This window comes from Micromonospora sp. NPDC049679 (assembly GCF_040659735.1).
Taxonomy (GTDB): Bacteria; Actinomycetota; Actinomycetes; order Mycobacteriales; family Micromonosporaceae; genus Micromonospora_I.
On record NZ_JBFANZ010000006.1, the window covers coordinates 42,567 to 64,993 of the forward strand.

Below are 22,427 nucleotides of genomic sequence, written 5' to 3' on the forward strand. Positions count from 1 at the left end.
ATGCCCGAGTTGCCCGAGGTCGAGGCGCTCGCGGCCTACCTGCGCGAGCGCGCGGTCGGCCGCCGGGTCGAGCGCGTCGAAGTCTCCGCCATCAGCGCCCTGAAGACCTACGATCCGCCGCCGACGGCCGTCGACGGCTGCCGGTTGGTCGACGCCCGCCGGCACGGGAAGTTTCTCGACCTCGTGCTCTCCCCCGCCGACGACCACACCGCCGAGATCGACGAGCTGCACCTGATCGTGCATCTCGCCCGGGCCGGTTGGCTGCATTACCGCGACCCCTTCGGCTCCGCCGTCCCGCTCAAGCCGGGCAAGGGGCCGATCGCGTTACGGCTACGGCTGGAGGACGGATCGGGCTTCGATCTCACGGAGGCGGGCACGCAGAAGAAGCTCGCCGTCTACCTGGTCACCGACCCGACGCAGGTGCCGGGGGTGGCCCGGCTCGGCCCCGATGCCCTGGCGGTCGAGCTGCCGGTCTTCGCCGAGCGGCTGCGCGGTCGGCGTGCGCAGGTGAAAGGGGTGCTGACCGACCAGGAGGTGCTGGCCGGGGTGGGCAACGCCTACTCGGACGAGATCCTGCACGCGGCGCGGCTCTCCCCGTTCGCGATCACCAACCGACTGTCGGATGCCCAGATGGCGTCCTTGTACGAGGCCACCCGGGAGGTGCTGGCCGACGCGGTCGCCCGCTCGGTCGGCCAGCGTGCCGCGGAATTGAAGGGCGAGAAGCGCTCGGGGCTCAAGGTGCACGCCCGCGCCGGGCTCCCCTGCCCGGTCTGCGGCGAGACCGTCCGGGAGGTCTCTTTCGTCGACTCGAGCCTCCAGTACTGCCCCGGGTGCCAGACCGGCGGGAAGCCCCTGGCGGACCGCCGACTGTCCCGACTTGTGCGTTAAGTGACCAGACCGGCACGACAGGTGGTGACCCGGTCACACGGCGATGAAACCGTGCACAACGGAGACTTCCCTCGCCTTCATCCATCGGTATAGTGGCCCGGTCCCAGTGCTTCGTCGCAGGAGCCGGCGGGCCCTCACCAACCCTCGGTGGGGCGTAATGTCCCTCCGGTTTTCGTCCATACAAGGACACCGTGGGAGACTGGGCCGGTGGGCGACCCGAGCCTTCACGGCAACTGGGCGGCACGTGTCACGCGGGAGGACGTAGCTGAGGTGACGACAAGCCTCCAGCGCCCGGTAACCAACACAGGCCGGAGCAGCACGGTGCGCCATGGCGACAGCTTCGAGATCCAGCCGCCGGCACCCCGGCCCCCCAACGGCGTGCCACGCAACGCCTGGGCGAGAGCCCGCCGCCGGGTTTCCCGCTGGCACCGCCCTTACACGGCGATCCTGCTTCTTCTTGATTTCGCTGCCACCGCCCTGGCCAGCTGGGTGTCGATCTCCCTGTTCGAGCAGGCCACCGCCGGTTTCAACGACACCGACGACAATGCGACCTGGTTCCACACCGTCACCTACCTGCTGCTGCCGCTCGGCTGGCTGATCGTGCTCTGGGGCAACCGCGCCTACGACCGGCGTTACCTGGGGCTCGGCACGGACGAGTTCAAGCGGGTCATCCGGGCGTCGGTCACGGTCGCGGCGAGCGTCTCCTTCCTGGCGTTCTCCACCAAGACCGACCTGTCCCGATTCGCCGTCGCCACCGCGGTGATTGCCGCGATGGTCTTCCTGCTGATCGTCCGGCTGCAGGCCCGGTTCGTGCTGCACACGATCCGCAAGCGCACCGGCCAGGCCGCGCACCGGATGGTGCTGATCGGGACGCTCCCCGAGGCGCTCGAGGTCTACACGGCCGTGACCCGCAGCCCGGCCGCCGGGCTCATCCCGGTCGCGATCCACCTGACCGACGGCTACGCGGCGGCGCGCGGGATCGAGACCCCGGTGCCGGTCTTCGCCGGCCGCGACGTGCTGGCGCTGGTGCGGGAGGTCGGCGCGGACACGATCGCGGTGTGCGGGTCGGCCAGCGCCGAGCCGGGCGAGCTGCGTCGACTCGCGTGGCAACTCGAGGGCAGCGGCGTAGACCTCATCGTCGCGCCCCAACTGACCGACATCGCCGGCCCCCGTGTGCACATCCGTCCCATCGAGGGTCTGCCGCTGCTGCACGTCGAGGAACCGACCCTCTCCGGTCTCTCCTGGCTGGCGAAAAACCTCCTGGACCGGGTCGCCGCCGGCGTCGGGCTCCTCGTGCTCGCGCCGGTCTTCGCCCTCGTCGCGCTGGCCATCCGTCTCTCCGACCGCGGGCCGGTCTTCTTCCGGCAGCCCCGCGTCGGGCACGAGGGGCGCACGTTCCGGGTCTGGAAGTTCCGGACGATGTACGAAAACGCCGAAGAGCGGCTCGCCGCCCTCGTCGACCAGAACGAGACCGACGGGATGCTGTTCAAGATCAGGCAGGATCCGCGGGTCTTCCCGATCGGCCGGTTCCTGCGGGCCAGCTCCCTCGACGAGCTGCCACAGCTGATCAACGTGCTCAAGGGCGAGATGTCGCTGGTCGGACCCCGTCCCCTGCCGGCCGACGACGGCGACTTCCTCGGCGACGTACGCCGCCGGCTGCTGGTCCGCCCCGGCATGACCGGCCTGTGGCAGGTCTCCGGACGCTCGGACCTCTCCTGGGACGAGGCCGTGCGCCTCGACCTCTACTACGTCGACAACTGGTCCCTCGCCTACGACCTCAGCATCCTGTGGCGCACCATCGGCGTCGTCCTCGCCCGCAAGGGCGCCTACTGACGCAGCACTTGGCTATTGCCACCGCAACCGCCAAGATCTGTGCGTGGGGGCGAACCTTTCCGCGCCGTTCGCGGTGCTGGCGCTGGTCAGTGCATTGGCCGCCGCCGTGTTCGCGGTCGTCCGGCTCCGGGGGCGCCGCGGCATCGCCACGGCCACCCAGCGGGCCACCTACGACGTGCTGCACACCGCCGGGCTCGCCGCCGAACCACTGCGCGCCGGGCTCAGCCGGCCGGGTGCGGCGAAGGCCGTACGCCACCTGCGCGCGCTGGTCGGAGCGCCCGGCCTGGCGCTCGTCGACCACACGGAGCTGTTGGCGATCGATGGCGACGGCGCGCACCACGCCGAGCAGTTCGTCGCGGCCGCCCGGCGGGCCGTCGCCGCGCACCGGTCGACCGTGCTCGGTCAGTCCGAGTTGGGCTGCGACCGGATCGACTGCGCCGTACGCGGGGCGGTGATCGCGCCGCTCACCGGCCCGGACGGCACGGCCGTGGCGGCGCTGGTGGCGATCGCGGACGATCAGCCGGCCCCGGGCCTGGTGCAGGCCACCCTGGAGACCGCGCGGTGGGCGGGGGCCCAGCTCGCGCTCGCGGAGCTCGACTCGTCGCGGGAACGGCTGGCCCGGGCGGAGGTGCGGGCGCTGCGCGCGCAGATCAGCCCGCACTTCATCTACAACGCGCTGACCGCGATCGCATCCTTCGTACGGACCGACCCCGAACGGGCCCGCGATCTGATCCTCGAGTTCGCCGAGTTCACCCGCTATTCCTTCCGCGCGCACGGCGAATTCACCACGCTCGCCGAGGAGCTGCGCTCCATCGACCGCTACCTGACGATCGAGCGGGCCCGCTTCGGCGACCGGCTGCAGGTCCGGCTGCAGATCGCGCCCGAGGTGCTGCCGGTCAGCCTGCCTTTCCTGTGCCTGCAGCCGCTGGTGGAGAACGCGGTCCGGCACGGGCTGTCGCGTAAACCCGGCGTCGGTATGGTGAGCATCCAGGCGCGCGACGCCGGTGCGGAGTGCCACATCACCATCGAGGACGACGGGGTCGGCATGGATCCGGCGGTGTTCGCCGCGGGGATCGCCGACGTCGCCGCGGACGCGGGCGAGGATTCGGGCCAGCACGTGGGTCTCTCCAATGTCGACGAACGGTTACGGTCCGTCTTCGGCGACCAGTTCGGCCTGGTCGTCGAGACGGGCCTGGGAGCGGGTACGAGGGTGAGCATGCGGGTGCCGAAGTTCCACCCCGGCGTCAGGACCGGCCGGTGACCGCCTTCCTGCGGGTGCTGGCCGTCGACGACGAGCCGCCGGCGCTCGACGAGCTGGCCTACCTGCTCCGCGCCGATCCGCGGGTGGCGCGGCTGCACACCGCCTCCGACGCCACCGACGCCCTGCGGGTGCTGCGCGACAACGACGTCGACGCGGTGTTCCTCGACATCCGCATGCCGGGACTTGACGGCATGGAACTGGCGCGGGTGCTGCGCCGCTTCGCCCGCCCGCCCGCGATCGTCTTCGTCACCGCCTACGACGACGGCGCCGTCGACGCGTTCGACCTCGGCGTGACGGACTATGTGCGCAAGCCGGTGCAGGTCGAACGGTTGGCGGAGTCGCTGCGCCGGGTGGTGAGCTCGCGGGTGGTGCCGGCGCACCCGGCGGCGCTGGCGCGGGCCGAGGAGGATCCCACCATCCCGATCGAACTGGCCGGCAGCACCCGGATGCTGCCCCGGTCCGCCGTACGGTGGGTCGAGGCGCAGGGGGACTATGCCCGGCTGCACACGGCGGACGGCTCGCATCTGGTGCGGGTGCCGCTCGCGACGCTCGCCGAACGCTGGGCCGACGCCGGGTTCGTCCGCATCCACCGGTCGTACCTGGTTCAGCTTCGGCTCATCGCCGAACTGCGGCTGGCGAATTCCGGCTACGTCGTCGTGGTTGACGGCACCGAGCTGCCGGTCTCCCGCCGGCACACCCGGGAGCTGAAGGACAAGCTGGTGCGGGCCGCGAAGCAGGACTGGAACCGGTAGCGCACGGCGGTGAACTGGGCGAACGGGCGGCTGAGCCACCGCGCCGGCCGGCCAACGGGAGCGGTTATCCACAGGAGTGAACGGTTGTCCACAGCATGTCCACAGGCACGGTGACGGTCGGCGGCACCTGCTGTCCGGGGGCGACGATCTCCACAGGTTCTTCACACTGCGCCCCACCACCCTCCACGGACGCTGCCTAAAGTCCTGGTCATGAGTGGACGTCGGGTCCTGGTCGTGGAGGACGAGCGCACAATCGCGGAGTCCGTGGCGGCCCGCCTGCGGGCGGAGGGCTTCAGCGTGGACATCGCCGGCGACGGACCGGGCGCGGTGGAGGCGGCCCGCGTTCATCAACCCGACGTGGTGGTGCTCGACGTCATGCTGCCGGGCTTCGACGGCCTTGAGGTGTGCCGGCGGATCCAGGCCGACCGGCCGGTCCCGGTCCTGATGCTGACCGCCCGCGACGACGAGACGGACCTGCTCGTCGGTTTGGCCGTCGGTGCCGACGACTATCTGACCAAGCCCTTCTCGCTGCGGGAACTGGCCGCTCGCGTACACGCCCTGTTGCGCCGGGTGGACCGGGCCGTGAGCGCCACCCAGCACACGCTGCGCGTCGGCGACCTGGAGATCAATCAGGCGGAGCGCCGGGTACGCCGCTCCGGGGTCGAGGCGCACCTGACCCCGACCGAGTTCGACCTGTTGGTGCATTTCGCCGGCCGACCGAGGACCGTGCTGCCCCGGGAACGGCTGGTCGCCGACGTCTGGGGTTGGGCCGACAGCGCCGGCGCGCGTACGGTCGACAGCCACGTCAAGGCCCTGCGCCGAAAGCTCGGCGCGGACCTGATCCGGACCGTGCACGGCGTCGGGTATGCGCTGGAGGTGGGGGCGTGACCCGGATCTGGGCGGCGGTGAACCGCACGCTCGACCTGCTCCCCCGGCCGCTGGACCCGGTCCGCTCGATCAAGATGAAGCTGGGCATCCTGCTCGTCTCGGCCGGCTTCGCCGGGCTCGCCTACTTCTGGATCGGCATCGGCTGGATTCCGTACGGGACCTCGGCGGTCGCCATCGTCGGAGCGCTGGTGACCTCGCAGGTGCTCGCCCACGGGATGACCTCACCGTTGCGGGAGATGACGGCGGCGGCGCGGACGATGGCCCGGGGCGACTACACGCGGCGGGTCCGGGCGACCTCCCGCGACGAGGTGGGCGAACTCGCGCGGGCCTTCAACCAGATGGCGACCGACCTCGCCGAGGCCGACCGGCGACGGCGCGAACTGATCGCCAACGTGTCGCACGAGTTGCGCACCCCCATCACGGCGCTGCAGGGCGTGCTGGAAAACATCGTGGACGGTGTGGCCGAGCCGGAGCCGGCCACCCTGCGGGTCGCGCTGGCGCAGACGGAACGGCTCGGGCACCTGGTGGCTGAACTGCTCGACCTGTCCCGCCTGGACGCTGGCGTGGTACCGCTGCGGCGGGTCCGGGTGGATGTGGCGGACTTCCTCGACGAGGCGGTCCGCCAGGCGGCGGTGAGCGCGGCCGGCGCCGGCCGGACGGTGGAGTTCCGGGTACGTCCACTCGCCGTGCCACTGCACATCGAGGCCGATCCGTCGCGGCTGCACCAGGTGTTCGCTAATTTGCTCGAAAATGCCGCCCGGCACAGCCCGCCCGGGGGCACGGTGCTCGTCGCCGCCGAGTTGCGGGCCGAGCACCTGCGTTTCGACGTGACCGACGAGGGCGAAGGGATCCCGGTCGAGGAACGTTCGCGGGTGTTCGAACGGTTCACCCGCGGAGAGCGGGCCACCGACGGTGGCACCGGACTCGGCCTGGCGATCGCGCAGTGGGTCGTGGAACTGCACGGCGGGACCATCACGGTCACCGATCCGCCGGGCATGGCCCCGCACCGTAGGACCGCCGGATGCCGGATCCGGGTGAGTCTCCCGCTGGCCGCTACCGGGCCAGCCGCCGCCCTGACCTGACCTGCCCCCATACCTGCCGACGCGGCTACCGCCCGCCGGGCGGATCCGCATGCCCAGATCTGAATGGAGCCACCGTTGACCGACACCACCCCCACCAACGATCCGGCCGACACCACGCCGTCGAACCCGCCCGCCGAGACCACGCCCGTCACGCAGCCAGCGGAGACCGCCCCCGTGGCGCAACCGCCCGGCCCGCAGACACCGGACGCGCCTCCGACACCGGTCCCACCCGGGACGGCGATGCGACCGGTACAGCCGCCCGGGCAGCACCCGTACCGACGACCGCCGGTCGTACCCCGTCGGCCGTCGCTGCTGGAGCGGCGCTGGCCGGCACCGGTCGGCGGCGCGCAGCCGGCGGTCCTCGGCGCGGTGGTCGCCGCCGCCGCGATCGGTGCGGTGAGCATCCCGCTGGACCGTCCCGGTGTCGGCTGGTTGGTGAGCGTCCTTGCCGGCACAGGCGCACTCGCGGCGACCGTCCGGGGCGCGGTTCGGTCCGGCACCACGGGGGCGCCGGACCGAACCGGGACCGCCGCACGGTCACGGTTGAGCGCGGAACGCCTGCTCTGGACGGTCGCGACCATTGGCTTGATCGGCGTCGGCACGGTCCGCGCGGCCGGCTGGCTGTTCGTACTCTGTGTGCTCACCGCCGGGGTGACGGCGGGTCTGGCGGTGACCGACGGGCGCTCCGTGCGTGGCCTGCTGCTCTCCGGCGTCATCGTGCCCGCGGCGGTCGGGCGGGCGGTGCCGTGGTCGGTGGCCGGCGTGGGCCGGGGCGGCGGCCGGGTCGTCGGACGCACCGCGATCACGATCGCGGTCTCGGTGGCCCTGCTGGTTGTCTTCGGCGCCCTCTTCGCCTCCGCCGACCCCGCCTTCGCCCACCTGCTCGACGCGGTGGTACCCACGCTGTCGGGCGCCGGCCTGGCGCGCGGGGCCTTCCTCTTCCCGATCATCGGTGCCGGGCTGCTCGCCGCGGCGTTCCTGCTGGCCGCTCCGCCCGACCTGACCGGCCTGGAGACCGCCGCGTCGCGTCGGGTACGACGGCTGGAGTGGGCGGCCCCCGTCGCGCTGTTGGACGCGCTGTTCGCGGCCTTCGTGCTGGTCCAGGTGACACACCTGTTCGGTGGTTCGGACCACGTCCTGGCTACGTCGGGGCTGACGTACGCCGAATATGCCCGCGGCGGCTTCTGGCAACTACTGGCGGTCTCCGTTCTCACCGTGCTGGTTATCGCCGCGGCCAGCCGTTGGGCACCTCGCCAGGTGCGGGCCGACCGGGTGCTGATCCGTCTCCTGCTGGGGGCGCTCGCGCTGCTCAGCCTCGTCGTGGTCGCCTCTGCCCTGTTCCGCATGGACGTCTACCAGCAGGCGTACGGCTTCACCCGGCTCCGGCTGCTCGTCTCGGCCACCGAACTGTGGCTCGGCCTGTTGTTCGTGCTCGTGCTGATCGCCGGTATCCGTCTACGCGCCCCCTGGTTGCCCCGACTCGTCATCGGCACCGGGGTGCTGGCGCTGATGGGCCTCGCCGCGCTCAACCCCGACCGGCTTATCGCCGACCGCAATATCGATCGGTACTTCAGCACCCAGCGCGTGGACGTGTGGTACCTCTCCCAACTGTCCGCCGACGCGATACCGGCGCTGGACCGCCTGCCGGAATCCCTGCGGCACTGCGCCGTCACGGAGATCGACCGGGATCTGGCGCGGCACCGCGACGGCTGGCGGGAGGCGAACGTCGCGCGGGCTCAGGCGCGGCGGCTACTCGCCGCCAATCCGCTTCCGGACGCAGAGCCGGACTGCTACGTGTCGGGGTCACGCGGGTGACCCGGGACGGACGCGGGGGATCGACAATCCGGGGCGGCCGGCACGACTGCCGGGCTCGCGCACCCCCGATCCGGCCACCTCCGCCGGCGCGGCCAGGCCGCGCCAGTGGGCGGTCGCGCGAGTGGACGGTCGCGCGAGTGGATCTCGACCGAAAAGGCGAATTGCCGATATAGCGCAGGATCTATGATCCGATCGCCGATCTTGTTTCGGGGCAACCGATCCGCGCGGCCCAGCCGCCGCGGCCGCCCCGTCCCCTCACGTTTGGACGTACATGCGCTTTCCACTTCTGCGCCGCGCCGCGTTGGCCGGCGCGGTCATCACGGCCGTCGCGCTCGCCGGGGCACCCCCCGCGCACGCGGCCGGCACGGGCACCATCACCGGTCGGTTGACCACGAGCGCCGGCACCCCGGCCGCCGACGTCCCGGTCCAGGTCTACGACGCCGACACGTACAACAGTCCCGGCTGGGCCACCACGGACGCGGACGGCCGCTACACCATCACCGGCCTGGCCCCCAAGGCGTACATCGTCGGGTTCTTCCCGACCGGCGGCGCGCAACAGTTCTACCGCCAGCAGTCCGAGGTCTGGCAGGCCGACGCGGTCACGGTCGTCAGTGGACAGACCGTCACGGCGGACGACCAGCTCCGAGCGACCGGCGTCATCACCGGACAGATCCGGGACGGGGCCGGCAACCCGGCATCCTCGCTTCTCGTGCGGGTGGTGAACAACGATTCGGGCGACCAGGTCTACGGCTCCACCGATGGCGAGGGGCGCTACCGGTTGGACGCCCTGCCCGGTTGGTACACCATCTCTTTCGACCCGATCGAGGGCTCGTACCAGAGCCAGTACGTGCCCGGAAAGCTCGATTCGGAGAGCGCTCAGCGCTTCGAGGTGCGGGCCGGTGCGGAGGTCGTCGCGGACGACACGGTGTTGCCCATTGGCAGCCTCGCCGGTCGGTTCACCAGCGCGGCCGGCGAGCCGCTCGCCAACGTCACCGTCTCGGCCACCACGCCGAACTGGTACGGCTCCGCCCCGGACGCGGCGACGGACGCGAACGGCCAGTTCGCCATGCCCGCGCTGCTCGCCGGCGCGTACAAGGTCGCTTTTTACCACGGCGAGCGACAGCAGTACTACCGCGGCAAGCTGGACCAGGCGGACGCCGAGCTGGTCGTGGTGCACGGCGAGCAAACGACGCGGATCAGCGACAAGCTGCTCGGCACCGGATCGGTGCGCGTCTCCGCGGTTGACGCCGTCACCGGCGCACCGCTGGCGACCTTCTGCGTCAAAGCGGTGTGCAGCAAAGGAACCGGCCAGGTCACGATCGATGACCTCCCGCAGGGGCAGCACGACCTCTACGTCGACGTGCCGAACGCCCTGCACTTCAGCAAGGAGATCACGGGCGTCCGGGTCCGGGCCGGACAGACCACGGAACGGACGGTGTTGCTGAAGCCCGCCGCGGCCATCACCACCACCATCGTCGACCGCCGGACCGGGCAACCCGTGAAGGACGTCTGCGTCGACGCCTTCCTGCCCAAGCAGGCCAGCCTCAGGGACGGTCACGGTCGGTGCAGTGACCGGAACGGCAAGATCACCATTGGTCCGCTGGAGGGCGGCTCCTACCGGCTCTTCGCCATCCCCCAGGACGTGGCGTACGGGCGGCAGTGGGTCGGCGCCGACGGTGGCACAGGCGACGAACGGCAGGCCGCCCCTGTCGCCGCCACCGCGGGGAAGGCCGCCGCGGCCCCGCAGGTCAAGCTGGATCCGGCCGGGTCGCTCACCGGCCGGGTAACGGATGCCGCGAGCGGTGCTCCGATTCAATCTGCCGGCATCGCGCTGCTGACCGGCCACCCCGGCGTCGGTGTGGGCGACGAGGTGACCGACGCCGATGGCCGCTACCGGATCGGGCGGCTCGGGCCGTACGAGTGGCCGCTCGGCTTCGGCGCGCACGACTATGCGCAACAGTGGTCGGGGGGCGCCGTCAGCCGCTTCACCGCCACCCCGATCGCGGTGACGGCCGGTGGCACAGCGACGCACGACATCGCGCTGAGCGCCGGCACCGAGGTAACCGGATCCTTCAACAACCAGGACGGCACGGCCTTCGCCGGCGGGTGGGTCCTGGCCCACAACGCGGAGACCGGAGACGTGGCCGGCGCGGGCTGGATGTCCGACGGGCAGTTCCGCATGCGCGTCCTCGGCAAGCAGCGCATCTACGTCACCTACAACGTCTCGTTCCGGGACGGACAAGACTGGTACGACGATCGCTACCTGGCGACGCAGCCCGACGGAAGCCGTAAGCTCGCGATCTTCGTCGTCCCGGCGACCGGCACGCTCGCCGTCAACCTGGTCGTACAGACCGGCTGACCCGGGTTGTGGGAAGGGGGGCCGGTCGGGAAACCACCGGCCCTCCGGCTTTCCCGCGGGTTATCCACACGGGTGAACGGGTTTCCGCCTGTTGTGCACAGCGCCCGCGATCGATCCCGCGATGTGGGTGCCGACCTCGCGCACTTGACAATCACCGGCTGGCGGCGAGACTGCCGGCATGGCCGCACCCGCCGATCCGACCGCGAGCGCCGGCCGGACCACGGGCGCGTCCACCCCGCGCCAGCGGACCCGGCTGGTGCTGGCCGAGGTGACCCGCCAGCGCAGGGACCCGGACCGCACCCGCACCGAACTGGCCGAGCAGACCCGGGTCGGCGAGGCGCTCGTACGCGGACTGGTTCGCGCCCAGCTCGCCCTGGCCCTGCGGCTGTCGCTGGTCGTCGCGATCGGGCTCGGCGGCCTGCCACTGCTCTTCGCGGTCGCGCCGGCGGTCGGCGCGGCGAAGATCTTCGGGATCAACCTGCCGTGGCTGCTGCTCGGGGTCGCCGCCTTCCCGTTCCTGGTGGGCGTCGGCTGGATCTTCGTGCGCCTCGCCGAACGCAACGAGCAGGACTTCACTGCGCTGGTGCGCCGGCCGGAGCGCTGAGGGCCGTGCCCAACCCCTACACCGTGCCGGCGATCGTGGCGGTCACCCTGATCTCCGTCGCCATCGGCTTCTACGGGCTGAAGCTGGCCCGCACCACCTCCGACTTCCTGGTCGCCTCCCGGATGGTCAGTCCGACCTGGAACGCCGCCGCGATCGGCGGTGAATACCTCTCCGCCGCGTCGTTCCTCGGCATCGCCGGTCTGATCCTCAAGTACGGCGTGGACGTGCTCTGGTATCCGGTCGGCTTCGCCGCCGGCTATCTGGCGCTGCTGCTCTTCGTGGCCGCGCCGCTGCGCCGGTCGGGGGCGTTCACCCTGCCGGACTTCTGCGAGGTGCGGCTCGGCTCGCGCCGGCTGCGCAAGCTGGCCACGGTTTTCGTCATCTTCATCGGATGGTTCTATCTGGTGCCGCAGATGCAGGGCGCCGGCCTGACCCTCACCACGGTGACCGGCGGTCCCTACCAACTCGGCGCGCTGCTGGTCGGCGCGGTGGTCACCGCCAACGTGGCGCTGGGCGGCATGCGCGCGATCACCTTCGTGCAGGCGTTCCAGTACTGGCTCAAGCTCACCGCGCTCGCCGTACCCGCGATCTTCCTGGTCCTGCAGTGGCAGGCCGACGGGCGGCCGCCGGTCACGCCGCCGGAGGGGCTGACCTTTCCCCGCGCGACCACCATCGTGGTCGAACAGCCGGCGACCCTCGCTCTCGGGGACGGCAGCGTCGTGGAGGTGCAGCCGGGAACGGAACTCTCCTTCGCCGCCGGCGCCCCCGTGCCGCAGGTCTCCACCGTGCCGGCCAACCTGGGGCCGGACTGGCTGCTGCCGGGGGGCGCGGAGCACGGCGAGCGGGGTCTGTTCGCCGCGTACTCCCTGATCCTGGCCACCTTCCTCGGCACGATGGGGTTGCCGCACGTACTCGTGCGCTTCTACACCAACCCGGACGGCGCCGCCGCCCGGCGCACCACACTGGTCGTGCTCGCGCTCGTGGGGCTCTTCTACCTGCTCCCCACCCTCTACGGCGTGCTCGGCCGGGTCTACACCCCGCAGTTGCTGATGACCGGCCAGTCCGACGCGGTGGTGGTGCTCCTGCCCGGCGCCGCGCTCGGTGGCGGTGTGACCGGGCAGTTGTTGGCCGCGCTCGTGGCGGCCGGCGCCTTCGCCGCTTTCCTCTCCACCTCCTCGGGGTTGCTCACCAGCGTCGCCGGGGTGATTTCCACAGACGTCCTGGGGCGCGGCTCCGTCCGCGACTTCCGGCTGGCCACCGTGGTCGCCGGGCTGGTGCCGATGGTGCTCGCGCTCAACGTCTCCGGGCTCGACGTCTCGCAGGTGGTGGGGTTGGCGTTCGCGGTCGCCGCGTCCAGCTTCTGCCCGCTCCTGGTGCTCGGCATCTGGTGGCGGGGGTTGACCGACGTCGGTGCGGCGGCCGGCATTCTCGTCGGCGGCGGGGCCGCCATCGCCGCCGTCCTGGTCACCGTCATCGGGCCCGCGCTGTCCGGCTGGCCGGCGGCGCTGCTCACCCAGCCGGCGGCCTGGACCGTGCCGCTGGCGTTCGCCGTCATGGTGGCCGTGTCCCTGGCCACCCGCCGTCGGATGCCGTCGGACGTCGGCGCCACCATGCTGCGGTTGCACGCCCCCGAGAGCCTCCGCCTCTGAACGGTCCCTCCTACCACCGGAGGAGGGACGGATCATCCGCGTTGCGCAGGCGCGCGTTTGGCGCTGGCCGCTACGGTCAGTGGCGTGATCAGTGGTGAGCAGGGTGCGCTCGCGTTACGCGGGCTGGTCAAGCGGTTCGACACCAAGGTGGCCGTGAGCGGGGTCGACCTGGACGTGCCGATCGGCTCGTTCTACGGGCTGCTCGGCCCCAACGGCGCGGGCAAGACGACCACGCTGTCTATGGCGGTCGGCCTGCTGCGCCCCGACGCGGGCGGCGCCTGGGTGCTCGGGCACGACGTGTGGAGCAACCCGGTCCAGGCCAAGCACCTGCTCGGCGTGCTGCCCGACGGCGTCCGCCTGTTCGATCGGCTCAACGGCGCCGAGCTGCTGGCCTATCACGGACTGCTGCGCGGCATGGACCCGGCGGTGGTCGACCAGCGGGCACGGGAACTGCTCGACGTGCTGGCGCTCGGCGACGCCGGACGCACCCTGGTCGTCGACTATTCGGCCGGGATGAAGAAGAAGATCGGGCTGGCCTGCGCCCTGCTGCACGCGCCGCGACTGCTCGTGCTCGACGAGCCGTTCGAGGCCGTCGACCCGGTGTCCGCCGCACTCATCCGCGACATCCTGCAGCGCTACGTGTCGGGCGGGGGCACGGTGGTCTTCTCCAGTCACGTCATGGAGGTGGTCGAGCGGCTCTGCAGCCACGTCGCGATCCTCGCCGACGGGACGATCAAGCGGGTCGGCACGATCGACGAGGTCCGTGGAGGGCGCTCGCTGGAAGACGTCTTCGTCGAGGTGGTCGGGGGCCGGACGGCCACCGGCGACGAGTTGGCGTGGCTGTGAGCGTGACCGGGCCGGCGTCGGTCGGCGTGCGCCCGGTCTCGGCCCGGCACTTCGCCCGGCTGAAGCTGCGGGTCATGCGCAACAACATGCGCGGGCAGGGCTGGCGGATCGCGCTCTTCGTGACCGGGATCGTGTTCGGTCTCTGGTTCGCCGCCGCGGCGTTCTTCCTGCTCGCCGCGCCCGGCCTCGCCGACGATGTCGAGATCGCCGGGCTCACCGCCGCGTTCGCCGGTGCGCTGCTGGTGCTCGGCTGGCTGCTGCTGCCCCTGGTCTTCTTCGGGGTCGATGAGACGCTCGACCCGGCGCGCTTCGCGCTCCTGCCGCTGCGTCCACGCACCCTGGTCACCGGCATGTTCGTCGCGGCGCTGATCGGGGTCCCCGCGGTCGCCACCTTCATCGCCACCGCGGGGATGGTCGTCTCGGCAGCGCTGCTCGGCGGTTGGGCGGCCGCACTGGCCCAAGCGGTCGGCATCGCCGGCGGCCTGCTCCTCTGCGTCGCCGCCAGCCGGGCGGTGACCAGTGCTTTCGCCACGCTCCTGCGGTCGCGTCGGGTGCGTGACCTGGCGACGGTGCTACTCGCGGTCCTCGCCGCGCTCCTCGGTCCGCTGCAGATCGGGGTCATGAGCGCGGTGCACAACGCCGACTGGCACGGACTGGCGGGGGTGGCACGGGCGATCGGGTGGACCCCGCTCGCCGCGCCCTACACCGTCGGGATCGACGTGGCCGAGGGACGGGCGTGGGCGGTGCCGGTGAAGCTGGCGATCACCGCGCTGACCATCGCGGCACTGCTCTGGTGGTGGTCGCGCTCGCTGGAGTCGGCGATGGTCGGCGCCGCGAGCAAGGGCCGGGTCCGGGCGGAGCACGACCTCACCGCGAAACCGGTCGCGCAGCTCTTCCCGCGCGGCACGCGCTGGCTGCGGCACGACCGCTACGGGGCGCTGGTCGCCCGCGAGGCGCGGTACTGGTGGCGGGACACCCGGCGGCGGGCCACTTTGATCACCTTCGCCGTCGTCGGCGTCTTCGTTCCGGTGATGGTCAACGTCGGCACCACCGGCCTGATCGAGGGGCAGAGCCAGTTCGACGCCTCGCCGACCCTGGTCAGCCTGTCGATGCTCTTCGTCGGCGTGCTCGCCGCGGTGAGCCTGGCCAACCAGTTCGGCTTCGACGGCAGCGCGTACGCGGCCAACGTGATCGCCGGGGTGCCGGGTCGGCTGGAGCTGCGGGCCCGGCTGGTCGCCTATTCGATCTACATCGTGCCGCTGCTGGTCGTGATCTCCATCGTCCTGGGGCTCTTCCTGCGCGAACCGGCGTGGATCGGCGTCATGGCCGGCACGCTCTTCGCGGCGTACGGCAGCGGGCTCGCGATCACTCTGTTCGTGTCTGTGCTGGGCGCCTACGCCCTGCCGGAAACCTCCAACCCGTTCGCGATGAACAGCGGCGCCGGGATGGCGCGCAGTCTGCTCAGCCTGCTCGCGATGATCGGCGCGGCCGCCGTCTCCGTGCCGATGGTGATCGCCACGGCGTTGCTCGGTGGCGTCTGGCTCTGGCTCGCCCTGCCGGTCGGTCTGGCGTACGGACTCGGCGCGGCCATGTTCGGCGCCTACCTCGCCGGTGACCTGCTCGACCGACGGATGCCCGAACTGCTGCAGACGGTGACCCCACGGCGCTGACGGCCGCCCCCACGGACGCGGGAGAATGTTTCACGTGAATCATCCCGAACCCGGCGCGCAGATCCACGGCACCGACCCGTTCGCGGCTCCCGATCACGCCCGGTCGCCGGTCCGACGGCTGCGCGGCCGACTGGCGGCGCCCGTCACGCTCTGGACGGCATACGACCCGGGGGCGGAGGGTTCTGCCACCGTCGGAGCGGCCGGACTCACCGTGTCCTCCACGCTCGTCGCCGACGGTGAACCGGGGCGACTGCTCGGCCTGGTGGACGACGAATCGGAGTTGTGGACCGCGCTCTCGACGTCCGGACACTTCGCGGTCGTGCCGCTGGGGCCACCGCACCGGCAACTCGCGGACCGGTTCGCCGGGCTGTTCCCCGCGCCGGGCGGGCTCTTCACCGGACACGACTGGAACCGCACGCCGTACGGGCCGGTCCCGGCGGAGCTCGCGACCTGGGTGGGGTGTCGGCTCGACAGCGCCCGCGAGTACGGCTGGGCGCTGCTCGTGGAGGCGACGATCGAGACGGTGGAACTCGGCGCGGATGCCGCGCCGTTGCTGCACCATCGCGGCCGCTACCGCGAACTCGACGGCTGAACGAGCGCCCGGCGGGCCTGTGCCCGGCGCCGTGAGCGAGCGCCGCGTCGCCCGCCGGTAAGCGGCGTGACCTGGGTCACTGGGCGCAGGGAGCACGCCGTTCGGCGCATCCGCCGACCGTCACCGCCAGGACCGCTTCCGGCCCGGCTTCCACCTTCCTACGGTGCGCGAAAACCCGAGTACGCCTGCCGAAGGTGGTGAACCGCGTGAGTGCGCAGATTCAGCGATCAAGCACGCGCAGCGTGATAGCTCCCCGTGGTGCCGAGCGAAGCGAGGTGGCGTCGTGAGCACGGACGCCCCCGACGCGACCGAGGTGCCCGCCGAAGAACCCGACACGACTCCCCCCGCGACATCCGGGCGGCACCTCGCGGTGCAGCAGTCGGACGAGTTCGCCGGGCTGCGCAAGGCGCTGCGCGGCTTCGTCTTCCCGATGACCGTCGCCTTCTTCCTGTGGTACGCGCTGTACGTGATCCTGTCCGCGTACGCGCGCGGCTTCATGAGCGTGAAGCTGATCGGCAACATCAATGTCGCCCTCGTCTTCGGCCTGCTGCAGTTCGTCTCCACGTTCCTGATCGCCTGGCTCTACTCCCGGTACGCCGACCGCAAGCTCGACCCGGTCGCGGATCGGATCCGGGCGGAGTTCGAAAGCGAGGGTGGCACCCGATGACCGCACTGCTCGCCGCGGAGGCCACCAACGGCACCGCCCGTACCCTGACCATCACGCTCTTCCTGATCTTCGTCGCGGTGACGCTCGCGATCACGGTCTGGGCGAGTCGGCAGACCAAGAGCGCCGCTGACTTCTACGCCGGTGGCCGGTCGTTCTCCGGTTTCCAGAACGGCATGGCGATCGGCGGCGACTACATGTCGGCGGCGTCGTTCCTCGGCATCGCCGGCATCATCGCGCTGTACGGCTACGACGGCTTCCTCTACTCGATCGGCTTCCTGGTCGCGTGGCTGGTGGCACTCCTGCTCGTCGCGGAACTGCTGCGCAACTCGGGCAAGTACACGATGGCCGACGTGCTGGCGTTCCGGATGCGGCAGCGACCGGTGCGGACGGCCGCGGCGGTCTCCACGATCACCGTGTCGATCTTCTACCTGCTGGCCCAGATGGTCGGCGCCGGCGCGCTGGTCGCGCTCCTGCTGGGCATCCGTCCCGGCACGACGTTCCTCGGCATGGACGCCGACACGGCGAAGATCGCCACGATCATCCTGGTCGGCGCCCTCATGATTATTTACGTCACCGTCGGTGGCATGAAGGGCACCACGTACGTTCAGATCGTCAAGGCGTTCCTGCTGATGAGCGGCGCGCTCGTCATGACGCTGCTGGTGCTGGCGCACTACAAGTTCAACCTGTCCGCGCTGCTCGGCGACGCGGCGGCCGCGTCGGGCAAGGGGGACGCGTTCCTCGAACCCGGGCTCCGGTACGGCGTCGAGGTGGCCGGCGACGCCACGAAGACCTTCTACAACAAGGTCGATCTGCTCTCGCTCGGCATCGCGCTGGTGCTCGGCACCGCCGGTCTGCCGCACATCCTGATCCGCTTCTACACCGTTCCGACCGCGAAGGCCGCCCGCAAGAGCGTGCTCTGGGCGATCGGCATCATCGGCGCGTTCTATCTGTTGACCCTCGCGCTGGGCTTCGGCGCGGCGGCGCTGGTCGGCAGCAAGGCGATCACCGACCAGGACAAGGCGGGGAACACCGCGGCACCCCAGTTGGCGCAGGCACTCGGCGTCGACTTCTTCGGTGGCGAGCTGGGCGGGGCCGCGCTCCTCGCGGTCATCGCCGCGGTCGCGTTCGCCACCATCCTGGCGGTGGTCGCCGGGCTCACCCTGGCCTCGTCGTCCAGCCTGGCCCACGACTTCTACGCCAACGTCATCAAGCGCGGCGACGCGTCGGAGCGGCAGGAGGTGCGGGTCGCCCGCATCTCGGCCTTCGTGATCGGCGCGGTCTCGATCGTCCTGTCGATCTTCGCGCAGAACCTCAACGTGGCCTTCCTGGTGGCGCTCGCCTTCGCGGTCGCCGCCTCGGGCAACCTGCCGGCGATCCTCTACAGCCTGTTCTGGCGGCGGTTCAACACCTCCGGCGCGGTGTGGGCGATCTACGGCGGCCTGCTCAGCGCCGTGCTCCTGGTGTTCTTCTCGCCGGTCGTCTCCGGCGCGCCGACGTCGATGTTCCCGGACTCCAACTGGCAGTGGTTCCCGCTGTCGAACCCGGGCATCCTCTCCATCCCGTTCGGCTTCCTGTGCGGGTGGATCGGCACCCTGATCTCGAAGGAGACCGACGAGGAGAAGTACGCGGAACTGGAGGTGCGGGCCCTCACCGGCGCCGGAGCGCACTGACCCGACGTCACTGATCGGCAGACCCCCGGATGGCGACCGCCGCCCGGGGGTCTGCCGCGGCCGGGCCCGGTCAACGGCATCGGTAGGCTGACGGTCATGGTGGTAAGCCAGCGTTTCGGAGAAGGTCACCGGGTCCTCGTCACCGGAGGGGCCGGCTTCGTCCCGTCGCACCTCATCGACGTCCTGATCGCCCGGGGTTGCACTGTCGTCGCCCTCGACAACTTCGTGACCGGGTCGAAGGAGAACGTCGCGCACCTGGCCGACCACCCGCGGTTCACACTCGTCGAGGCCGACGCCTCCGAGGGACTCCCCGCGCACCACCCGGCGATCGCGCCCCGGTTCGACGCGATCCTGCACATGGCGTCGCCGGCGAGCCCCAAGGACTTCGCCACCCTGCCGATCGAGATCCTCCGGGTGGGCTCTGTCGCCACCCTGCACCTCCTCGACCGGGCGGTGGCCGACGGCGCCCGGTTCCTGATGGCCTCCACCTCCGAGGCGTACGGCGACCCGCAGGTGCACCCGCAGACGGAGACCTACTGGGGCAACGTCAACCCGGTCGGCATCCGCAGCGTCTACGACGAGGCCAAGCGTTTCTCCGAGGCGGCCACCATGGCCTACCACCGCCACCGCGGCCTCGACGCCGGCATCGTACGGATCTTCAACACCTACGGTCCCCGGATGCGGCCGGACGACGGGCGGGCGATCCCCACCTTCATCAGCCAGGCGCTGCGCGGTGAGCCGATCACCGTGCACGGCACCGGCGCGCAGACCCGGTCGATCTGTTACGTCGACGACCTCGTCCGCGGCATCCTGCTGCTGCTCGACTCCACTCAGAGCGGTCCGATCAACTGCGGGACCGAGCACGAGGTGACGATGCGGCAGCTCGCCGAGTCGATCGTCGAGCTCACCGGCAGCACGTCATCGGTGACCTACGTGACGCGCACCTCCGACGACCCGGAGATGCGCCGCCCGGATCTGACCCTCGCGCGGACCCGTCTCGGGTACGAACCGTCGATCGACCCCGAAGAGGGCCTCCGGCGCACGATCGAGTACTTCCGGCAGCGACTCGAGTGAGTCGGGTCCCCGCACGGCGTTGGCGCAACGGTCAACGGGCGCGGGGTACGTAGTCTGGATGGCATGTCAGAGAGCAGGTCCCCCCACCGCGGCTCGTCCGGACAGACACTCCCCACCACCATCCGGGCGGGCGGTTCGGGCCGCGTCTCCGGGCGCGCCCATGTCCCGGCGGGCGGTGGCGACGACGAGCGTCGACCGACCCGCGGTGGCTACGGGGGTCGGGGCGGCCCACCTCCCGGAGCCGGTATGCCGGGTCAACTGCCACCGCGCCCCCGACCCCGACCGCGTTGGGGCCGAATCGCCCTGGTCGCCACCGTCGCCCTGCTCGTACTGGCTCTGATCGCGGGCGTCGGCGTCTGGATCTACGCCAACAGGCTAAATGCTTCGTTGGGGCGCACCGACGCGTTCTCGCAGATCACCGGCGAACGCCCGGCGGCCCCGAGCAACGGCGCGGTCAACATCCTGATGGTCGGCAGTGACTCCCGGGACCCGGACGCTTCTCTCGCGAAGCCGGGGGAGTGGCGGGCCGACACAGTGATCATGATGCACATCCCGTCCAGCCACGACCGGGCATACCTGGTCTCCATCCCGCGCGATCTCTACGTGCCCATCCCGAAGAGCGCCGGCGACACCTGCGACTCGGGCCAGCGGGCCAAGATCAATGCTTCTTTCGCCTGGGGCGGGCTGCCGCTGGCCGTACGGACCGTGGAGTGCTTCACCGACGTGCGGGTCGACCACGTGATGGCGATCGACTTCGGCGGCTTCCAACAGGTGACCGACGCCCTCGGCGGCGTCGACCTGTACGTCGAACGCGACATCACCTCGATCCACAAGCCTTATCGCAAGTTCAAGAAGGGGACCAACCACATGACCGGCGCCGAGGCGCTGGACTGGGTCCGGCAGCGCAAGCAGTTCCCGGATGGGGACTTCGCGCGGATGCGACACCAGCAGGAGTTCCTGCGCGCCCTCATGGACAAGGCGGCAAGCTCCGGCACCCTGAGCAGCCCGACGAAGCTGACCTCGTTCCTGAGCGCGACGACAGACGCGGTGACGGTGGACGAGGGGTTCTCGCTCACCGACAAGGTGCTCGAGTTCCGCAAGCTGCGGGGCGAGAACCTGCAGTTCGTGACCAGCCCCAACAGCGGTAGCGACACGATCGACGGGGAATCGGTGGTGGTGTCGGACCGGGAGAGGGCGCTCGCGATGTACCAGGCGATCGCCAGCGACAAGATGGACGCCTGGGTCCGGGCGAACAAGCCGCCGGCCCGGTCGAGCGGCGGCTGAGGGCACCTCGGGGAGGCCGGGTCCGCCCGGTCTGCCCGGGACCCGGGCCCGGTGACGCGATGGGCGGACCGGCGCGATCGTCGGTCGTACGTCGTTCGGGTGATCCCGGCCGAACGGTCGGGACATCGGCGCCGACCGGACGAAAAAGCGCAGGTCGAGAGGCTTGCCGGGTTTCGGACACGAACCTGAAACCGAACGATGCTCGCGGATTCGATGTCAGCTCCGTAAAGTGGGCTGTCTCCCTCGTCGCGCCCTCTGGAGCACGCATGCCGGTCCAAACCCGCCGACGTCCGCCGTCGCTGAAACCGCCCGTCGCGCCCTTCGCGCCGACGCCGGTCGCCGACCCGGTGGTGCCCGCGGGCAAGTCGAAGGTGAGCAAGGCGGGGAAGCGGGTCCGGCGAAAGGACCCGACCTGGGCGCGCGTCGTGGTGATCATGGGTGCGGTGCTGATGATGGTCAGCGGGGGCGCGATCGTCGGCAGCAAGGTGCTCATCGGCCAGGCCACCGGCAGCATCGAGCAGGACAATCTGCTCGGCACGGCGGGCAAGAGCGACGCCGAGGGTGGCAGCAGCCTTGACGGGCCGATCGACCTGCTGCTGCTCGGTGTGGACGCGCGCGCCCGGCTCGACGTGAACGACGTCCGCGCCGACACGATCATCGTGCTGCACATCCCGGCCACGCACGATCAGGCGTACCTGATCTCCATCCCGCGCGACACCGAGGCGCACATCCCGGCGTCTCCGAAGGGCAACTGGGGTGGCGGCACCGACAAGATCAACGCCGCCTTCTTCCACGGCGCGCAGAACGGCGGCGGCTGGGCGGGCGGGGCGCAGTTGATGGCGCGGACCATCAAGGAGCTGACCGGGGTCGGCTTCGACGGCGCCGCGATCATCGACTTCAACGGCTTCAAAGGTGTGATCGACGCGCTCGGCACCATCCCCATGTGCGTTACCCAGGAGGTCGAGTCGGCACACATGACGTTGGTCGACGGGAAGCCGCACTGGAACGCCGACGCCCGCAAGATGAGTGGCGAGAAGACCAAGGTCGTGCACAAGGTCGGCTGTCGGCAGATGAAGGGGTGGGAGGCGCTGGACTTCTCGCGTCAGCGCTACGGCCTGGCCAACGGCGACTACGACCGCCAGCAGAACCAGCAAAAGCTGATCAAGGGCATGGCGAAGAAGGCCATGGACGGCGGCGTGATGGGCAACCCGCTCAAGCTCCGGCAGTTGATGGAGGCGGCCGGCAAGGCGTTCGTCCTCGACACCGGTGGCACACCGGTCGCGGACTTCGTCTTCACGATGCGCGGGGTCACTACCAACGAGCTCGTCCTGCTCCGCACGAACAACGGCACGTTCAGCAGCAACGGCGCCGGCAAGGAGCAGCTCCAGCCAATCAGCCAGGAGATGTTCCGCGCGGTCAAGAACGACGCGCTCGCCGAGTTCGTCATCAACAACCCGACCGTGTTGTCCGGGCAGAAATAAATTGGCAGAACG

Annotated in this window: 17 protein-coding genes and 1 pseudogene; all 18 read left to right on the forward strand. The window is 70.9% G+C overall.

All coding sequences use genetic code 11. The features are described 5' to 3' along the window. The 18 genes and pseudogenes from AB0J06_RS06065 (at nucleotide 1) to AB0J06_RS06150 (ending at nucleotide 22,415) form a co-directional block, all read left to right on the forward strand. Entirely contained in the window at nucleotides 1–888 is an 888-nt protein-coding gene (locus AB0J06_RS06065) for a DNA-formamidopyrimidine glycosylase family protein (protein ID WP_357425159.1), read from the forward strand. Nucleotides 889–1,209: 321 nt separating this feature from the next. Beyond that, the gene (locus AB0J06_RS06070) at nucleotides 1,210–2,721 is read left to right on the forward strand and encodes a sugar transferase (RefSeq protein ID WP_357425161.1); all 1,512 of its coding nucleotides are present in this window, start codon (nucleotides 1,210–1,212) and stop codon (nucleotides 2,719–2,721) included. Between the two features lie 43 nt (nucleotides 2,722–2,764). Next, nucleotides 2,765–3,982 carry a histidine kinase gene (locus tag AB0J06_RS06075; protein ID WP_357425163.1) on the forward strand — a complete coding sequence of 406 codons (1,218 nt, stop codon included), beginning with the start codon at nucleotides 2,765–2,767 and terminating at the stop codon, nucleotides 3,980–3,982. Next, nucleotides 3,979–4,734, forward strand: coding sequence for a LytTR family DNA-binding domain-containing protein (locus AB0J06_RS06080; protein WP_357425165.1), 756 nt, complete (start codon nucleotides 3,979–3,981; stop codon nucleotides 4,732–4,734). Before AB0J06_RS06075 ends, AB0J06_RS06080 begins: the two co-directional genes overlap by 4 nt. 210 nt (nucleotides 4,735–4,944) lie before the next feature. Beyond that, nucleotides 4,945–5,622 carry a response regulator transcription factor gene (locus AB0J06_RS06085; RefSeq protein WP_357425167.1) on the forward strand — a complete coding sequence of 226 codons (678 nt, stop codon included), beginning with the start codon at nucleotides 4,945–4,947 and terminating at the stop codon, nucleotides 5,620–5,622. A gap of 74 nt (nucleotides 5,623–5,696) precedes the next feature. Next, nucleotides 5,697–6,704 (forward strand): ATP-binding protein, encoded by a 1,008-nt coding sequence (locus AB0J06_RS06090; protein ID WP_357425385.1) that lies wholly within the window; start codon nucleotides 5,697–5,699, stop codon nucleotides 6,702–6,704. 75 nt (nucleotides 6,705–6,779) lie between these two features. Continuing rightward, entirely contained in the window at nucleotides 6,780–8,519 is a 1,740-nt protein-coding gene (locus AB0J06_RS06095; RefSeq protein WP_357425169.1) for a DUF4173 domain-containing protein, read from the forward strand. A 271-nt stretch (nucleotides 8,520–8,790) separates the two neighbouring features. Continuing rightward, a complete protein-coding gene (locus AB0J06_RS06100; RefSeq protein WP_357425172.1) occupies nucleotides 8,791–10,878 on the forward strand; it encodes a carboxypeptidase-like regulatory domain-containing protein in 2,088 nt (695 codons plus the stop codon). Nucleotides 10,879–11,056: 178 nt separating this feature from the next. After that, on the forward strand, nucleotides 11,057–11,482 hold the full coding sequence (locus AB0J06_RS06105) for a hypothetical protein (RefSeq protein WP_357425174.1): 426 nt from the start codon (nucleotides 11,057–11,059) through the stop codon (nucleotides 11,480–11,482). Nucleotides 11,483–11,487: 5 nt separating this feature from the next. Next, on the forward strand, nucleotides 11,488–13,131 hold the full coding sequence (locus tag AB0J06_RS06110; protein WP_357425176.1) for a cation acetate symporter: 1,644 nt from the start codon (nucleotides 11,488–11,490) through the stop codon (nucleotides 13,129–13,131). A gap of 87 nt (nucleotides 13,132–13,218) precedes the next feature. Further along, nucleotides 13,219–13,977 (forward strand): ABC transporter ATP-binding protein, encoded by a 759-nt coding sequence (locus AB0J06_RS06115; protein WP_357425387.1) that lies wholly within the window; start codon nucleotides 13,219–13,221, stop codon nucleotides 13,975–13,977. Further along, on the forward strand, nucleotides 13,968–15,647 hold the full coding sequence (locus AB0J06_RS06120; protein ID WP_357425178.1) for an ABC transporter permease: 1,680 nt from the start codon (nucleotides 13,968–13,970) through the stop codon (nucleotides 15,645–15,647). Before AB0J06_RS06115 ends, AB0J06_RS06120 begins: the two co-directional genes overlap by 10 nt. A 13-nt stretch (nucleotides 15,648–15,660) precedes the next feature. Beyond that, nucleotides 15,661–16,239, forward strand: a pseudogene (locus AB0J06_RS06125) (flavin reductase family protein); the annotation flags it as partial. A 313-nt stretch (nucleotides 16,240–16,552) separates the two neighbouring features. Further along, nucleotides 16,553–16,906 carry a DUF485 domain-containing protein gene (locus AB0J06_RS06130; RefSeq protein WP_357425389.1) on the forward strand — a complete coding sequence of 118 codons (354 nt, stop codon included), beginning with the start codon at nucleotides 16,553–16,555 and terminating at the stop codon, nucleotides 16,904–16,906. After that, nucleotides 16,903–18,576 (forward strand): cation acetate symporter, encoded by a 1,674-nt coding sequence (locus AB0J06_RS06135; RefSeq protein WP_357425179.1) that lies wholly within the window; start codon nucleotides 16,903–16,905, stop codon nucleotides 18,574–18,576. The genes AB0J06_RS06130 and AB0J06_RS06135 overlap by 4 nt, the downstream gene beginning before the upstream one ends. Before the next feature lie 96 nt (nucleotides 18,577–18,672). Beyond that, nucleotides 18,673–19,650 (forward strand): NAD-dependent epimerase/dehydratase family protein, encoded by a 978-nt coding sequence (locus tag AB0J06_RS06140; protein ID WP_357425181.1) that lies wholly within the window; start codon nucleotides 18,673–18,675, stop codon nucleotides 19,648–19,650. A 63-nt stretch (nucleotides 19,651–19,713) separates the two neighbouring features. Further along, nucleotides 19,714–20,934 carry an LCP family protein gene (locus AB0J06_RS06145; protein ID WP_357425183.1) on the forward strand — a complete coding sequence of 407 codons (1,221 nt, stop codon included), beginning with the start codon at nucleotides 19,714–19,716 and terminating at the stop codon, nucleotides 20,932–20,934. A 266-nt stretch (nucleotides 20,935–21,200) separates the two neighbouring features. Further along, nucleotides 21,201–22,415: an LCP family protein gene (locus tag AB0J06_RS06150; RefSeq protein WP_357425185.1), complete on the forward strand. Its 1,215-nt coding sequence runs from the start codon at nucleotides 21,201–21,203 to the stop codon at nucleotides 22,413–22,415. Nucleotides 22,416–22,427: the final 12 nt, after the last annotated feature.

What these genes read in the sequence shown, in the direction of transcription:
- AB0J06_RS06065 (WP_357425159.1), top strand. Translation starts at nt 1, where the DNA reads ATGCCCGAGTTGCCCGAGGTCGAGGCGCTCGCGGCCTACCTGCGCGAG.
- AB0J06_RS06150 (WP_357425185.1), top strand. Translation starts at nt 21,201, where the DNA reads ATGCCGGTCCAAACCCGCCGACGTCCGCCGTCGCTGAAACCGCCCGTC.
- AB0J06_RS06135 (WP_357425179.1), top strand. Translation starts at nt 16,903, where the DNA reads ATGACCGCACTGCTCGCCGCGGAGGCCACCAACGGCACCGCCCGTACC.
- AB0J06_RS06140 (WP_357425181.1), top strand. Translation starts at nt 18,673, where the DNA reads ATGGTGGTAAGCCAGCGTTTCGGAGAAGGTCACCGGGTCCTCGTCACC.
- AB0J06_RS06145 (WP_357425183.1), top strand. Translation starts at nt 19,714, where the DNA reads ATGTCAGAGAGCAGGTCCCCCCACCGCGGCTCGTCCGGACAGACACTC.
- AB0J06_RS06105 (WP_357425174.1), top strand. Translation starts at nt 11,057, where the DNA reads ATGGCCGCACCCGCCGATCCGACCGCGAGCGCCGGCCGGACCACGGGC.
- AB0J06_RS06100 (WP_357425172.1), top strand. Translation starts at nt 8,791, where the DNA reads ATGCGCTTTCCACTTCTGCGCCGCGCCGCGTTGGCCGGCGCGGTCATC.
- AB0J06_RS06090 (WP_357425385.1), top strand. Translation starts at nt 5,697, where the DNA reads ATGAAGCTGGGCATCCTGCTCGTCTCGGCCGGCTTCGCCGGGCTCGCC.
- AB0J06_RS06085 (WP_357425167.1), top strand. Translation starts at nt 4,945, where the DNA reads ATGAGTGGACGTCGGGTCCTGGTCGTGGAGGACGAGCGCACAATCGCG.